Source organism: Mesorhizobium sp. M0862, from assembly GCF_040319795.1.
Taxonomy (GTDB): Bacteria; Pseudomonadota; Alphaproteobacteria; order Rhizobiales; family Rhizobiaceae; genus Mesorhizobium.
On record NZ_JAMYOJ010000003.1, the window covers coordinates 247,074 to 259,859 of the forward strand.

Here is a 12,786-nt window from a genome sequence, read left to right on the forward strand (position 1 = left end):
TGTCCGAACCCTCGCCTTTAGGCAACCAACTAGCCAGGCCGGACTTTGCAGCGGCAATCGTCAAAACAAGGTTAATGCAATGCTTACGATCGTGATTAATTTAAGGTTTACATAAATTGGACGGACCCGTGCTCCGACGACAGAAAGGGCGACCAGCGGCATCTTTTCAGACCGATGTCGGAGCGGCAAAGGTTGCTTGCTGTTTCAGTTCGCCAGCTTTGCCAGTGCCCAAACCATCAGGGGTGAATCCGGATAGGTCAGCAGCCCGCCAATGCCGAGTGCAATGCCGTAGGGAACGCCAGTCGTGTCGTCGGCGAAATGGCGCAGGAATAGATTGTGGCTGGTGTAAATCGCCAGCGGCGATTTCCGGTAGAGAAGGATGGCGAGCGTCAGCAGTCCGCCGATGAACGTCGATATCACGAGATACTCGACAAGGTGAATGTTGAACCCCATCCAGACGGCGGTGCCGGCGAGCAGCTTGGCGTCGCCGCCACCCATGCCGCCGAGTGCAAACAGACCGAACGTCACGGCCAGCACCAGGCCGCCGGCGGCGAAATGCCAGCCATAGGTTGCCCAGTCCATGGCCGTCAGCGGCGCAACCAGCGCAAACACCGCCAGCAGCAGCACCGGTACGCGGTTGGCGATCGTCATCGACAGCATGTCGGAGATCGCGGCGAAGAGCATGCAAAAAGGAAAGATGACGAAGATCAACGCTTCGAGCATGGGCGCGACACCCTGTTGCCAACTGTGTCCAGCCTCAGCCTAGACATATATGATTAACGATCGATGAGACTGGGTTACTCAAAACCGCCCGACGCGATGAAATAAGGGCCGCCAGTCAGGCGGCCCCTATCTCTAAGGCAACCAGGGTATTACGAACCACTCACCTTACCGGCGATGGCGATGAACTTGTTGTTCAGGGCGTTGCCGAGCTGACCAGCGCCAAAAATGATGGCAAGCGCGATGAGAGCGGCGATCAGACCGTATTCGATAGCGGTCGCGCCGGATTCGTCCTTCGCGAAACGTGCGATGAGATTAGACATTCGAGAGCTCCTACTCCACGTGTTACAGCACTTCCGTCAACTTCTGTGGTGGTTGATCGGATGCTGCCAATCTACGGAGAAGCTCTTTCAATCGGCTTAATAAACAGCCTTACCGATTCCTTTCCCGCTTCGAACAGCTTGCGTGGTTAACCGTAAACTAAACGCTGGACAGTAGCTCGCCTGCCCGTGAAAAGCTGTAATTTCACGGCTATCGGCAGGACGCATTGTTATATCAGCTGGCAGCAAGATTGGAGCGAATACCCGGCGCCGGTCAAGGGTTTAACCGTTGGTTCACCAATCTCCTTCATGTTCCGTGAACAAGTTTTGCCGCTGTGGAGCGCCTTGATGACCGCCATGAAATCGTCATTCCTGCTTGTCGCGCTTCTCGCCGTCCCGGCTTTCGTGCTGCCGGCCAAGGCCGGAGCCGGCATCGAAGTGACGATGAACCAGGCCAAGATCGTCAAACTGACACGCCCCGCCGACACCATCGTCGTCGGCAATCCGGCGATCGCCGACGCCTCCGTCCAGGATGCATCAACGATCGTGCTGACGGGCAAGGGGTTCGGCGTGACCAATCTGGTTGTCCTCGACCACGATGGCAGCCCGATCGTCGACGAGCAGGTGACCGTAGTGCGCCAGGACGCGTCGTCGGTGCGTATCTACAGGCGCGCCTCGGTCCAGACCATGTCCTGCACGCCATATTGCGAAAGCTCGTACAAGAGCGACTCGGAAAAGTCGTCCGAGGCCGAGATGAGCGCTGGGCAGTAAGCGCCTCAGGTGACTTGATTGTCTGGGGGAGAGCCGCGTCGGTTAGCGGCCGGTTAATGTCGCCTGGTCGAATTTAACGGTCATTCAAACCGGAGCTAAATGGGTTCTTGATAGTGGTGCTGACGGTACCGCATCAGGATCGGCAGGAACGGGATATGGGCGACGTTTTGGACGAGGATTCAAGACGCAAGATCTGCAAGGCCAAGGCAGGGCGCGTGACGTTTGCCCGTCGTTTCCTTGGTGATCGGCGCGGCGGCACGGCGATAGAATTCGCCATGCTTGCGTTACCGTTTGCGGCTCTCGTCTTCGCCATCCTCGAGAGCTGCATTTCATTTGCCGGACAGGAGGTGATGGCCAACATCACCGATGATATCGCCCGTCAATTGCGTACTGGCCAGTTGAGGCAAGCCGATGTGACGGAAGAGAAGCTAAAGGGTAGGGTCTGCGCCAGACTCGAGATCATTGTCGCCAAGGGTTGCCCCGGTTTGCTGGTTGATCTGCGCCCGTTCAAGACCTTTGCCGGGGCAGCCAGTGCGGGTTTCAAGATTTCCGGCTCGACCATCACGCTGACGGGCAAGGATCCGGATACAGGCAAGGACCCGGCTTTCGGGACCCCCACAATAGGTCCGGCAGAATCAAAGAACATGCTGCGGGTTTTCTACCCTTGGCCGGTCATGACCGATTTCATGGCTCAATACATGTCGAATATGGATGGCGGCAAGACGCTGCATTACGCAACGGCAACGTGGCAAAACGAGCCATTCGACAACTGAGGCACGTGTAGCAAAGGAAAAGGGCATGTTTCGTGCGGGGGCACATCCGGGGATATCGGTTATCTGGAAGAGAGCGGCGCGGTTTTGTGCCGATCGTCGGGGCATAGCGGCGGTCGAGTTTGCCCTCATCGTGCCCGTCCTGCTGATCATGTATTTCGTTACCATTGAGGCCTCGCAAGCCATCGAGGCCAGCAAGAAGGTCAGCCGCATCAGCTCCATGGTTGCCGACCTCGTCACGCAGCAAACGTCGCTGGTCAATGCAGATCTCACCGACATTATGAAGATCGGAAACTCCAGCCTTCAGCCTTATAACCGCTCAGTCGCCGATATCTTCATCACAGCAATCGACATCGAAGCCGATCCGGGCAACCCGACACCGAAGGCGAAGGTGGCGTGGTCCTGGCGCGTGCTGAATGGGGTCACGAGCCGCGACTCCAACCCGACAAGCTCCACAACTGTTCCGGCGACGCTCAACGTTGCGGGGACTTTCCTTATTCGTGTCAAAACCACTCTCAAATATGAACCGATCATCTCCTGGTCGGAAAGCGCCGAAAAGCCGCTCGGATTTATCTCGGCCTTCAACGAAGGCAAAATAACGATGAGCGAAACCTACTATCTCAGGCCGCGCCGGGCCACCTCGATCCCCTGCAGCAATTGCTGAAGCAGTTCTACCCATTCAACCCGGGTCATTGCGCGCTGCTGTCCGTGCTGCCCGACACCAGGCGCACGATGGAAGCGGCCATCGCATAGTCACTCGCAGCGGCGAGCGTGAACCCTCCCGAATGTTTCGATTCCACGAAATCGTAGATTTCCGGCGACTGCGATCTGAGATTGGTGAGGAAGACCGTCAGTCGGCGTTTGGCTTCGGGGTCAAGATCGCTGCGGACGGCGTGAGGGCCGTATCTGAGCACGCCGGAGGTCCAGATGATCTGGAGCGCGGCTTCTGGAATGCCCGCCGCCTCCAGTCGCGCCGCCGTGCCGTCCGGATCAGCCGGCTGATCGCCAGCAATCGCCGTCCAGTTTTCCGCCGTGGCCCGCTCCCAGCCGAACACGGCATCGGCCTGGCCATCGACCAGCATCGTTTCTGCGGCGGCAGCCGAGCCGGCATGAGCGAGGAATGGCGCATCCTGGCTGATCTTGATGCCGTCGGCCGCCAGCCCGGCGAGCGGTAGAAGCGAACCGCCGACATTGTCGGAAGGCGCCATGGCGATGCGGTGCGTTTCCAGGGCCGCGAGATCGGAAAGCCTGCCGTCGCGCGTCAAAAGCACGGAGCGGATGCCCGTGGCACCGTCGGCATCGACCGGCGCCACAAGAGGTTCGACGCAGCCGCAGCGCTCCGAGGCGGTGGCGTAGGCGGTCGCCGAATAGACCGCGTACTGAATCCGGCCATTGGCCTGTGCCTCTATCAGCGCCGCATAGTCATGCGCGACGACGAATTCCACCTTCATGCCGAGCGCCTTGCCGTAGGCGTCAGTCAGCAAGGCCAGACCCGGAACCGTGTTGCCAGCGCCCGGCTCGGCAACGATGCCGATCCGAAACGTGCCGATCTGGTCGCGCCAGTCGGCGTGCGCGGCGAGCTGCGAGGCCAGCAGCGCTACAGTGGTCGCCAGTGCACTCCAACCGAGGTCAGCCCGTCTCATCGATCCATGCCCCGCACGCCGTTCCTTGAAGCGCATCGCATGTCTCAAGGATGCGTACACCACGCCTGCCCGACTTCGCGACTATCGCGCCAGGCCGTTGCCGCCTGGTTTACGATTTGCCAATGCCGCGACGGGACCTTATGTCTGGTCAACCAGACTGGCAATGACGGCATCGATGGCACGCGCTTTCCTCTTCGTTCTCGATTCTTTCGGCATTGGCGGCGCCGCCGATGCCGAACGCTATGGCGACGCCGGCTCGAACACATTGGGACATATCGCGCTGGCCTGCGCGGAAGCCCGCGCCGATCGCGAGGGCCTGCGCGAGGGACCGCTGAAGGTGCCCACCATGGTTTCGCTCGGTCTCGGCCGCGCAGCAGAAACCGCAACCGGCTTCCAATTCGACAGCAAAGCCGCCGTTTCAGCCTCCGCTTTCCACGGCGCCGCGCAGGAGATTTCGAGCGGCAAGGATACGCCGTCGGGTCACTGGGAAATCGCCGGGCTGCCCGTGCGGTTCGACTGGGGCTATTTCCCCGATAAGGTGCCCGCCTTCCCTGCCGAACTGACCGAAGCGATGATCCGCGAGGGCAAGGTGCCGGGCATTCTCGGCAACTGCCATGCACCCGGCACCGAGATCATCGAGCGCTTTGGCGAGGAGCATATCCGCACCGGCCAGCCGATCTGCTACACCTCGGTCGATTCCGTCCTGCAGATAGCAGCGCACGAAGTTCATTTCGGCCTGGAGCGGCTCTACGAGTTCTGCAAGACGGTACGCCGGCTGGTCGACCCGCTGAAGATCGGACGGGTGATCGCACGGCCTTTTCTAGGCGAAACATCAGCCACCTTCGAGCGCACCTATAACCGCCATGACTACGCCGTGCCGCCGCCTGAGCCGACGCTGCTCGACCGCTTGACCGGGCGCGGCAGCCGGGTGATCGCGGTCGGCAAGATCGGCGACATCTTCGCCCACCGCGGTATCTCGGAAGTACGCAAGGCGCCCGGCAACATGGCAATGTTCGACAAGGCGCTGGGCGCGATGGACGATGCCGGCGACGGCGACCTGGTGTTCGCCAATTTCGTCGACTTCGACACCGAGTTCGGCCATCGCCGCGACGTCCCCGGCTATGCTGCGGCGCTCGAAGCCTTCGACCGCCGGCTGCCCGAGGCACTGGCAAAGCTGAAGCCGGGCGATCTGCTCATCCTCACCGCCGATCATGGCAACGATCCGACATGGCGTGGCACCGACCACACGCGCGAACGCGTCCCGGTCATCGGCACCGCACCAGGTCTCAACGGCGGCGACATCGGGCTCAGGACCACCTTCGCCGATATCGGCGAGACGGTCGCCGAACACCTCAAGCTGGCGCGCGGCCGCCACGGCGCTTCCTTCCATGCGGCGATAGGCGGCCATGCCTGAACTGCCCGAGGTCGAAACCGTCCGGCGCGGCCTGCAGCCGGTTCTGGAAAGCGCGCGGATCATGCGCGTCGAGGCGCGCCGGCCCGATCTCAGATTTCCGTTTCCGGCGAAATTTGCGCAGCGGCTGACCGGCAAGACCGTCACCGCGCTTGGCCGCCGCGCCAAATATCTCACCATACACCTGGACGGTGGCCCGGTGCTGATCTGCCATCTCGGCATGTCGGGCTCGTTCCGCATCGAGGCCGCTGATGACAAAGAGACGCCCGGCACGTTCCATCAAGAGCGCTCGAAGGATGCCAAGCACGACCATGTGGTGTTCCATGTCGTGTCGCCTGTCGGCGTCCAGTCTCGCGTGGTCTTCAACGACCCGCGTCGCTTCGGCTTCATGCTGTTTGCGGAAGGCCTGGCCGACGCGCATCCGATGCTGGCGGGACTGGGCGTCGAGCCGACCGGCAATGCGCTGGAAGGCGCCCTGCTCGCCTCTCTGCTGAAGGGCCGCAGATCGCCGTTGAAGGCGGCGTTGCTCGATCAGAAGCTGATTGCCGGGCTCGGCAATATCTATGTGTCGGAAGCGCTGTGGCGCGCCGGCCTTTCACCATTGCGCGAGGCAGGCACCATCGCCGGGACCAGCAAGAAGGCCAAGGAACAGAGCGAACGACTGGCCGAGGCAATCCGTTCGGTGATCGCCGATGCGATCGCCGCCGGCGGGTCTTCGCTGCGCGACTATATGCACACAGACGGATCGCTGGGCTATTTCCAGCATTCCTTCGCGGTCTACGATCGCGAAGGCGAGCCCTGTCCGACGCCCGGCTGTCGCGGCCACATCGCGCGCATCGTGCAAAGCGGCCGCTCGACCTTTTATTGCCGGACCTGTCAGCGGTAAGCTAGACCGGTCCTTCAGTGCCGCAACCAGGAGGCCAGCCCATGAGCTATGAAACCATCATCGTCGAGACGCGCGGCAAGGTCGGCCTGATCACGCTGAACCGGCCCAAGGCGCTGAACGCGCTGAACGCGCAGGTGCTGGCGGATTTGCTGACGGCGGCAAAGGGGTTCGACGCCGATCCCGGCATCGGCGCCACGGTCATCACCGGTTCCGAGAAGGCTTTTGCGGCGGGCGCCGACATCAAGGAAATGCAAGCCGTCACCTACGCCAAGGCCTATGTGCAGGATTTCTTCGTCGGCTGGGAAGAGTTTACCCGTGCGCGCAAGCCGATGATCGCGGCGGTCGCCGGCTATGCACTGGGCGGCGGCTGCGAACTGGCGATGATGTGCGATTTCATTATTGCCGCCGACACGGCGAAATTCGGCCAGCCCGAAATCACGCTCGGCGTCATTCCCGGCATGGGCGGGTCGCAACGGCTGACCCGCTTTGTCGGCAAGTCGAAGGCCATGGACATGTGCCTGACCGGGCGGATGATGGATGCCGCCGAAGCCGAGCGCAGCGGCCTGGCCTCGCGCGTCGTGCCGGCCGGCGAGTTGATCGAGGAGGCGATGAAGGCCGCGGCCAGGATATCAGAGTTTTCACTGCCATCGGTGATGATGGCCAAGGAGGCAGTCAACCGCGCCTACGAGACGACGCTGGCGGAGGGACTGCGCTTCGAACGCCGGCTGTTCCACTCGCTGTTTGCGCTCGACGACCAGAAGGAAGGGATGGCAGCCTTTGCCGAGAAGCGGAAGCCGAATTTCACCAATCGCTAGAGTGGCGGCGGCGAGGACCAAAAAGAAGCCAAAGCGGCGTTGACGCGCCGGAAAAGCTGAACTATAAGCCGCTCCAACCGAGGCGGCCGTTGGCTGCCCGTTTGTTTTTTGCGCCCTGCGGCATCCCGCATGCGCCCACCAGATCAGAAGAGAGGCATCATGGCCAATACCTCCTCGGCCAAAAAGGCAACGCGCAAGATCGCCCGCCGCGCAGCGATCAACAAGAACCGCCGCTCGCGCGTGCGTACATATGTCCGCCAGGTCGAAGAGGCACTGGCTGCCGGCGACAAGGCAGCCGCGCTGGAAGCCTTCAAGACCGCAGAGCCGGAATTGATGCGCGCCGCGACCAAGGGCGTGATCCATAAGAATACGGCATCGCGCAAGGTGTCGCGTCTGGCTCACCGCCTCAAGGTGCTGTCGGCCTGATTGACCGTTCCTGAACTGTCGTTCTTTCAAACCCGGCCAATCGCGCCGGGTTTTTTCGTTTGCCGGCAAGCACTTAAAAAGAACGGCCGCAAAGCACGCCCGAGCCGCATTCCAGAGTCTGGAATGCTTTGCCGGCACATACACTCCCACTGATATTCCAATCCGCCGAAACGGCCCACGCCAATAAATTTGGCTGTCACAAATTGCTGATATTTTTCAACGACTTGCTGGAAGTGATCCACAGCTTGTTCACATCGCCTGTGGGCGATAGGCAGCAAGTTGGTGTCAAGCGAATTATTTCAGAAAATTTCAAACCGCACAGCCATTTTCATATTCGCGGCAAAAGGGTTTGAATCCCAATGGCTTTGTCAAAATATGCGCTTCCAGCACGGAGCCCGAACCGTTGTTCACTAACCAGATTCCTTAAAAATCCGTTAGAGGTGGCCTTGCCCTATCCACAGCGATTTCGGTAATGTCGATCTATCGAAAGGGACGGGCCATTAGCCCTTAACCCAGCCTGAATCGGCCAGCTAACAGTGGCAGAATTCATGACGTGGATCAATTCCGCGAACGGGTATGGCTTGCCTTTTCGATACGATAGGGGACTGGCGTAATTGTACATGGCAGCTTGATGGCGCACCGGCGTTTTCGCCGGGTAGCACCGCTTTGCCCGAACATGTCAGACGGACTGGCCTTAAGCAGCCGGGACCGATCCCATTCTGACGAGGCAACGTCATCCGCCGGCGGCGGCGGTGGTGTTGTAGCGAAGATACGGTCGCCGGAAACATGGGTGCAGGAGGCGCACTCCCGGCGGAAAAAAGGTACAAAGGAAAAGGGACGCACAATCATGCAGAGCGGCATCGAGCGGGAGCTTACGGGCGACCTGCCATTTCCCGGAACATTGGTCGGAGCGCACGATATGGCGGCTTCCAGCGACGCGGAACAGAAGTTCGACCGGGTCAAGGCCCAGTTGAAGGCGCGCCTGGGAACCGAGGTCTATTCGAGCTGGTTCGGCCGTATGAAGGTGGCTGAGGCTTCCCGGGGCATTGTACGCATCTCGGTGCCCACGGCCTTCCTGCGCTCGTGGATCAATGGCCATTATCTCGATCTCATCGCCGATCTGTGGAAGCACGAGGATCCCGAAATCCTCAAGATCGAGATGGTCGTGCGCACCGCGACCCGTCCTGCCCGCAATGGCGTCGAACCCGAGGCCGTGCCGGCGCGCAAGATGACCAAGCATACGCAGACCGCATTGGCGGCCGGCACGGTCGGCCCCGGCAGGGTGGAGCGGGCGCCCGCCCCTCGTCCCGGCACGCCGATCGAGAGCGAATTCCGGCACAATGTGCTGGGGTCGCCGCTCGACCCGCGCTACACGTTCGGCTCCTTCATCGAAGGCCCGTCGAACCGGGTGGCTTTCGCCGCAGCCAAAGCCGTGGCGGAATCGCAGTCGAGCGCGGTGCGCTTCAACCCGCTGTTCCTTCATGCAACCGTCGGGCTTGGCAAGACGCACCTTTTGCAGGCGATTGCGGCCGAATCCCTGAAACAGAACCCGAAATCGCGCGTCGTCTATCTGACGGCCGAATATTTCATGTGGCGCTTCGCCACCGCGATCCGCGACAACAATGCGCTGACGCTGAAGGAACAGCTGCGCGACATCGACCTCTTGATCATCGACGACATGCAGTTCCTGCAGGGCAAGTCGATCCAGCACGAATTCTGCCATCTCATCAACATGCTGCTCGACAGTGCCAAGCAAGTGGTGGTTGCCGCTGACAGGCCGCCGTCGGAACTGGAATCGCTGGAACCGCGGGTGCGCTCGCGCCTCAATGGCGGTGTCGCGCTGGAAATGTCGGCGCCGGACTTCGCCATGCGCATCGGCATGCTCAAACTTCGGCTTGCCACCGCCAAGGTCGACGATGCATCGCTCAATATTTCGGAGGAGATCCTCAACCATGTCGCCCGCACGGTGACCGGCAGCGGTCGTGAGCTGGAGGGCGCGTTCAACCAGCTGCTGTTTCGTCAGTCGTTCGAGCCGGCGATCACCATCGACCGCATCGACGAAATCCTCGGCCACATCTATCGCTCTGGCGAGCCGAAGCGGGTGCGCATCGAGGACATCCAGCGCATCGTGGCGCGCCACTACAATGTGTCGAAGACCGAGTTGCTGTCCAACCGGCGCACGCGCACCATCGTCAAGCCCAGGCAGGTCGCCATGTACCTGTCGAAGGTATTGACGCCGCGCTCGCTGCCGGAGATCGGCCGGCGTTTCGGCGGCCGCGACCATACTACGGTGCTGCATGCGGTGCGCAAGATCGAGGACCTTTCCGGCGTCGACAACACGCTGGCGCAGGAACTGGAACTGTTGCGCAGGCTGATCAACGACCAAGCCTGATCGGCGCGGCAAACGGAGCGCGCCGGGTTAGAGTATTCGGTCGTCGCGCTTTAAATTTTCTTGTTTTGATGCATGTCGTTGTCCCAAAACCGCTGCGCAGTTTTCGGCGACATGCATCGGTTGCCGGCCAACGTCCGCTTTATCCCCAGAAAGCCCGCTTAACCGGCGCGAACCGGTGGCCCGGACTTGCGTTTGCTGGCTTTTTCCTGTCAGTTTGCATAGATTCTGAGCCTGTTCAGACCTTTCGCGGGGCGCCGCCCACTGGTGACCCGTCCATTCATTCAAGCGAGCCTGTTTCGTCATGCGTGTTATCCTGGAACGGTCCAATCTCCTGAAGTCGCTCAACCACGTTCATCGCGTGGTCGAGCGGCGCAATACCATACCGATCCTGTCGAACGTACTGCTCAGCGCCGAGGGCGCCAGCCTTGAAATGAAAGCCACCGACCTCGACCTCGAAGTGACCGAAGCGACGCCGGCAAAGGTCGAGCGCGGCGGGGCGACGACGGTTCCGGCGCACCTACTCTACGACATCGTGCGCAAGCTGGCCGACGGCGCCGAAGTGATGCTGAAGACCGATGAGGACGGCAACGCCATGACGGTGACGTCGGGCCGCTCGAGCTTTCGCCTGCAATGCCTGCCGCAGTCCGATTTCCCGGAGCTTTCGGCGGGATCTTTCTCACACATCTTCCGGCTCGATTCCGTCGCCCTGAGAGGCCTGATCGAAAAGACCCAGTTCGCCATCTCCACCGAAGAGACGCGCTACTATCTCAACGGTATCTACCTGCACACGCATGAAACTGGCGGCAAGCTGAAGCTGCGTTCAGTGGCGACCGACGGCCACCGCCTGGCGCGCGCAGAGATCGACGCTCCGGCCGGGTCCGAAGGCATGCCGGGCATCATCATTCCGCGCAAGACGGTCAGCGAGTTGCAGAAGCTGGTCGACGATCCCGATGTCGCGGTGACCACCGAATTGTCCGACACCAAGATCCGCTTCACCATCGGCAGCGTGGTTCTGACCTCGAAGCTGATCGACGGCACTTTCCCGGACTACCAGCGCGTCATTCCGACCGGCAACGACAAGAAGCTGATCATCGACCGGCAGAGCTTCGCCGCCGCCGTCGATCGCGTCTCGACCATTTCCTCCGAGCGCGGCCGCGCGGTGAAGCTTTCGATCACCGAAGGCCAGGTGACGCTTGCCGTCAACAATCCGGATTCGGGCAGCGCCACCGAGGAGCTGGCGGCCGACTATTCGTCCGACCCGATCGAGATTGGCTTCAACGCCAAATATCTGCTCGACGTCGCTGCTCAACTCACCGGCACGGAAGCCAAGTTCATGCTGGCCGATGCCGGCTCGCCGACGCTGATCCACGACATGGCCGATGAGACCGCGCTCTACGTGCTGATGCCGATGCGGGTGTAGCCGCACTGCGGCACACTGCAGCATAGTGATTGCGGCGACTTCTATAGGCGGATAGCGGTTGCCGGAACAAAATCACATAAGTAAGCTCACACTTACGAATTTCCGCAATTATGCGGCGTTGTCGATCGGCTTTTCACCCGGCGCGGTGGTGTTTTCCGGCGACAATGGCGCCGGCAAGACCAATCTCCTGGAAGCCATCTCGCTGCTGACGCCTGGCCGCGGCCTGCGCCGTGCGCCCTATGTCGACGTGGCCCGCGAAGGCGGCGATGGCGGCTTTGCGCTGCACGCAAGGCTCGACGGCCCGGAGGGGCAGGTCGAGATCGGCACCGGCATCACCGGGGGTGAAGCGGCCGGCGAGGGCGGTCGCAAGGTGCGCATCAATGGCGCGCCGGCACGGTCGGCCGACGCCATGCTGGAATGGCTGCGCGTGGTCTGGCTGACGCCGGCCATCGACGGCCTGTTCCCCGGACCTGCCGCCGACCGGCGGCGCTTTCTCGACCGGCTGGTTTTGGCTGTCGATCCTGGCCACGGCCAGCGTGCGCTCGATTACGAGAAGGCGATGCGCGGACGTAACCGCTTGCTTACGGAAGGCTCGCGCGACGGCGCCTGGTTCGACGCCATCGAGATGCAGATGGCCGAAACCGGCGTGGCGATCGCGGCTGCGCGCGCCGAGCTGGTGCGCCTGCTGGCCGCCATGATCGACAGGTTGCCGTCCAGCGGGCCGTTTCCGCAAGCCGACATCAGCCTCTTCGGCGACCTTGAAAGCCATGTCGCCTCAGCACCCGCTGTGGATGTCGAGCAACGCTATCGCGACGCCCTTGCCGACGGCCGCGAGCGCGACCGCGCCGCCGGACGCACGCTCGACGGCCCGCACCGTTCGGATCTACTGGTGCGCCACCGCCCCAAGGCGATGCCGGCCGAACTCTGCTCGACCGGAGAGCAGAAGGCGCTGCTGGTCGGCATCGTGTTGTCGCACGCAAGGCTGACCGGCGAGATGTCGGGGATGACGCCGATCCTGTTGCTCGACGAGATTGCCGCGCATCTCGATGCCGGCCGGCGCGCCGCGCTGTTCTCGATCCTGGAGGAGCTGAACTGCCAGGCCTTCATGACCGGAACCGACGCCGCGCTGTTTTCCAGCCTGAGGGGACGCGCGCAGTTCCTCACCGTCGACCACGGCACGGTTGGGCCAACCGAAGAGACCTGACAAGGTTT

15 protein-coding genes are annotated in these 12,786 nt (G+C 61.7%); 10 read left to right on the forward strand and 5 right to left on the reverse strand.

Going from position 1 to position 12,786, the window contains the following annotated elements:
• Positions 1-204: 204 nt before the first annotated feature.
• Positions 205-723 (reverse strand): A24 family peptidase, encoded by a 519-nt coding sequence (locus NKI15_RS06160; protein WP_023703464.1) that lies wholly within the window; start codon positions 721-723, stop codon positions 205-207.
• Positions 724-872: 149 nt separating this feature from the next.
• On the reverse strand, positions 873-1,043 hold the full coding sequence (locus tag NKI15_RS06165; RefSeq protein ID WP_023681987.1) for a Flp family type IVb pilin: 171 nt from the start codon (positions 1,041-1,043) through the stop codon (positions 873-875).
• A 345-nt stretch (positions 1,044-1,388) separates the two neighbouring features.
• Between NKI15_RS06165 and NKI15_RS06170 the strand changes: the two genes are divergently transcribed.
• From NKI15_RS06170 to NKI15_RS06180, 3 genes are all read left to right on the forward strand, one after another.
• Entirely contained in the window at positions 1,389-1,811 is a 423-nt protein-coding gene (locus tag NKI15_RS06170; protein WP_023681988.1) for a pilus assembly protein N-terminal domain-containing protein, read from the forward strand.
• Positions 1,812-1,966: 155 nt separating this feature from the next.
• Positions 1,967-2,584 (forward strand): TadE/TadG family type IV pilus assembly protein, encoded by a 618-nt coding sequence (locus NKI15_RS06175; protein ID WP_031196259.1) that lies wholly within the window; start codon positions 1,967-1,969, stop codon positions 2,582-2,584.
• A gap of 25 nt (positions 2,585-2,609) precedes the next feature.
• Positions 2,610-3,245, forward strand: coding sequence for a TadE/TadG family type IV pilus assembly protein (locus NKI15_RS06180; protein ID WP_023703466.1), 636 nt, complete (start codon positions 2,610-2,612; stop codon positions 3,243-3,245).
• A gap of 25 nt (positions 3,246-3,270) precedes the next feature.
• Here NKI15_RS06180 and NKI15_RS06185 read toward each other — a convergent pair whose 3' ends face one another.
• A complete protein-coding gene (locus NKI15_RS06185; RefSeq protein WP_023703467.1) occupies positions 3,271-4,224 on the reverse strand; it encodes a PhnD/SsuA/transferrin family substrate-binding protein in 954 nt (317 codons plus the stop codon).
• 175 nt (positions 4,225-4,399) lie between these two features.
• Between NKI15_RS06185 and NKI15_RS06190 the strand changes: the two genes are divergently transcribed.
• From NKI15_RS06190 to rpsT, 4 genes are all read left to right on the forward strand, one after another.
• Complete coding sequence (locus NKI15_RS06190; protein WP_023703468.1) at positions 4,400-5,638, forward strand: phosphopentomutase; 1,239 nt, start codon at positions 4,400-4,402, stop codon at positions 5,636-5,638.
• Positions 5,631-6,521 (forward strand): bifunctional DNA-formamidopyrimidine glycosylase/DNA-(apurinic or apyrimidinic site) lyase, encoded by an 891-nt coding sequence (gene mutM, locus NKI15_RS06195; RefSeq protein WP_023703469.1) that lies wholly within the window; start codon positions 5,631-5,633, stop codon positions 6,519-6,521. The genes NKI15_RS06190 and mutM overlap by 8 nt, the downstream gene beginning before the upstream one ends.
• A gap of 41 nt (positions 6,522-6,562) precedes the next feature.
• Positions 6,563-7,336, forward strand: a complete 774-nt coding sequence (locus tag NKI15_RS06200) for an enoyl-CoA hydratase (RefSeq protein ID WP_023708181.1) — start codon at positions 6,563-6,565, stop codon at positions 7,334-7,336.
• A gap of 159 nt (positions 7,337-7,495) precedes the next feature.
• On the forward strand, positions 7,496-7,762 hold the full coding sequence (gene rpsT / locus NKI15_RS06205) for a 30S ribosomal protein S20 (RefSeq protein ID WP_023681995.1): 267 nt from the start codon (positions 7,496-7,498) through the stop codon (positions 7,760-7,762).
• Between the two features lie 26 nt (positions 7,763-7,788).
• Here the strand turns inward: rpsT and NKI15_RS06210 are convergent, their stop codons facing one another.
• Complete coding sequence (locus tag NKI15_RS06210) at positions 7,789-8,040, reverse strand: hypothetical protein (protein WP_155921597.1); 252 nt, start codon at positions 8,038-8,040, stop codon at positions 7,789-7,791.
• 569 nt (positions 8,041-8,609) lie between these two features.
• On the opposite strand from NKI15_RS06210, the gene dnaA reads away from it, so the two are divergent.
• Entirely contained in the window at positions 8,610-10,154 is a 1,545-nt protein-coding gene (gene dnaA, locus NKI15_RS06215; RefSeq protein WP_031195619.1) for a chromosomal replication initiator protein DnaA, read from the forward strand.
• A gap of 27 nt (positions 10,155-10,181) precedes the next feature.
• On the opposite strand, the gene NKI15_RS06220 is transcribed toward dnaA, so the two are convergent.
• Positions 10,182-10,457 carry a hypothetical protein gene (locus NKI15_RS06220; protein WP_155922476.1) on the reverse strand — a complete coding sequence of 92 codons (276 nt, stop codon included), beginning with the start codon at positions 10,455-10,457 and terminating at the stop codon, positions 10,182-10,184.
• Here NKI15_RS06220 and dnaN point away from each other — a divergent pair.
• Positions 10,456-11,574, forward strand: a complete 1,119-nt coding sequence (dnaN, locus tag NKI15_RS06225; RefSeq protein WP_023669575.1) for a DNA polymerase III subunit beta — start codon at positions 10,456-10,458, stop codon at positions 11,572-11,574. The genes NKI15_RS06220 and dnaN overlap by 2 nt on opposite strands.
• 58 nt (positions 11,575-11,632) lie before the next feature.
• Positions 11,633-12,778 (forward strand): DNA replication/repair protein RecF, encoded by a 1,146-nt coding sequence (gene recF / locus NKI15_RS06230; RefSeq protein WP_352885822.1) that lies wholly within the window; start codon positions 11,633-11,635, stop codon positions 12,776-12,778.
• The last annotated feature ends 8 nt before the right edge of the window (positions 12,779-12,786 follow it).

Excerpts from the sequence above, each read along its gene's own strand:
- NKI15_RS06160 (WP_023703464.1), bottom strand. The coding sequence starts at position 723 with ATGCTCGAAGCGTTGATCTTCGTCATCTTTCCTTTTTGCATGCTCTTC.
- NKI15_RS06165 (WP_023681987.1), bottom strand. The coding sequence starts at position 1,043 with ATGTCTAATCTCATCGCACGTTTCGCGAAGGACGAATCCGGCGCGACC.
- NKI15_RS06170 (WP_023681988.1), top strand. The coding sequence starts at position 1,389 with ATGACCGCCATGAAATCGTCATTCCTGCTTGTCGCGCTTCTCGCCGTC.
- NKI15_RS06175 (WP_031196259.1), top strand. The coding sequence starts at position 1,967 with ATGGGCGACGTTTTGGACGAGGATTCAAGACGCAAGATCTGCAAGGCC.
- NKI15_RS06180 (WP_023703466.1), top strand. The coding sequence starts at position 2,610 with ATGTTTCGTGCGGGGGCACATCCGGGGATATCGGTTATCTGGAAGAGA.
- NKI15_RS06185 (WP_023703467.1), bottom strand. The coding sequence starts at position 4,224 with ATGAGACGGGCTGACCTCGGTTGGAGTGCACTGGCGACCACTGTAGCG.
- NKI15_RS06190 (WP_023703468.1), top strand. The coding sequence starts at position 4,400 with ATGGCACGCGCTTTCCTCTTCGTTCTCGATTCTTTCGGCATTGGCGGC.
- mutM (WP_023703469.1), top strand. The coding sequence starts at position 5,631 with ATGCCTGAACTGCCCGAGGTCGAAACCGTCCGGCGCGGCCTGCAGCCG.
- NKI15_RS06200 (WP_023708181.1), top strand. The coding sequence starts at position 6,563 with ATGAGCTATGAAACCATCATCGTCGAGACGCGCGGCAAGGTCGGCCTG.
- rpsT (WP_023681995.1), top strand. The coding sequence starts at position 7,496 with ATGGCCAATACCTCCTCGGCCAAAAAGGCAACGCGCAAGATCGCCCGC.
- dnaA (WP_031195619.1), top strand. The coding sequence starts at position 8,610 with ATGCAGAGCGGCATCGAGCGGGAGCTTACGGGCGACCTGCCATTTCCC.
- dnaN (WP_023669575.1), top strand. The coding sequence starts at position 10,456 with ATGCGTGTTATCCTGGAACGGTCCAATCTCCTGAAGTCGCTCAACCAC.
- NKI15_RS06220 (WP_155922476.1), bottom strand. The coding sequence starts at position 10,457 with ATGACGAAACAGGCTCGCTTGAATGAATGGACGGGTCACCAGTGGGCG.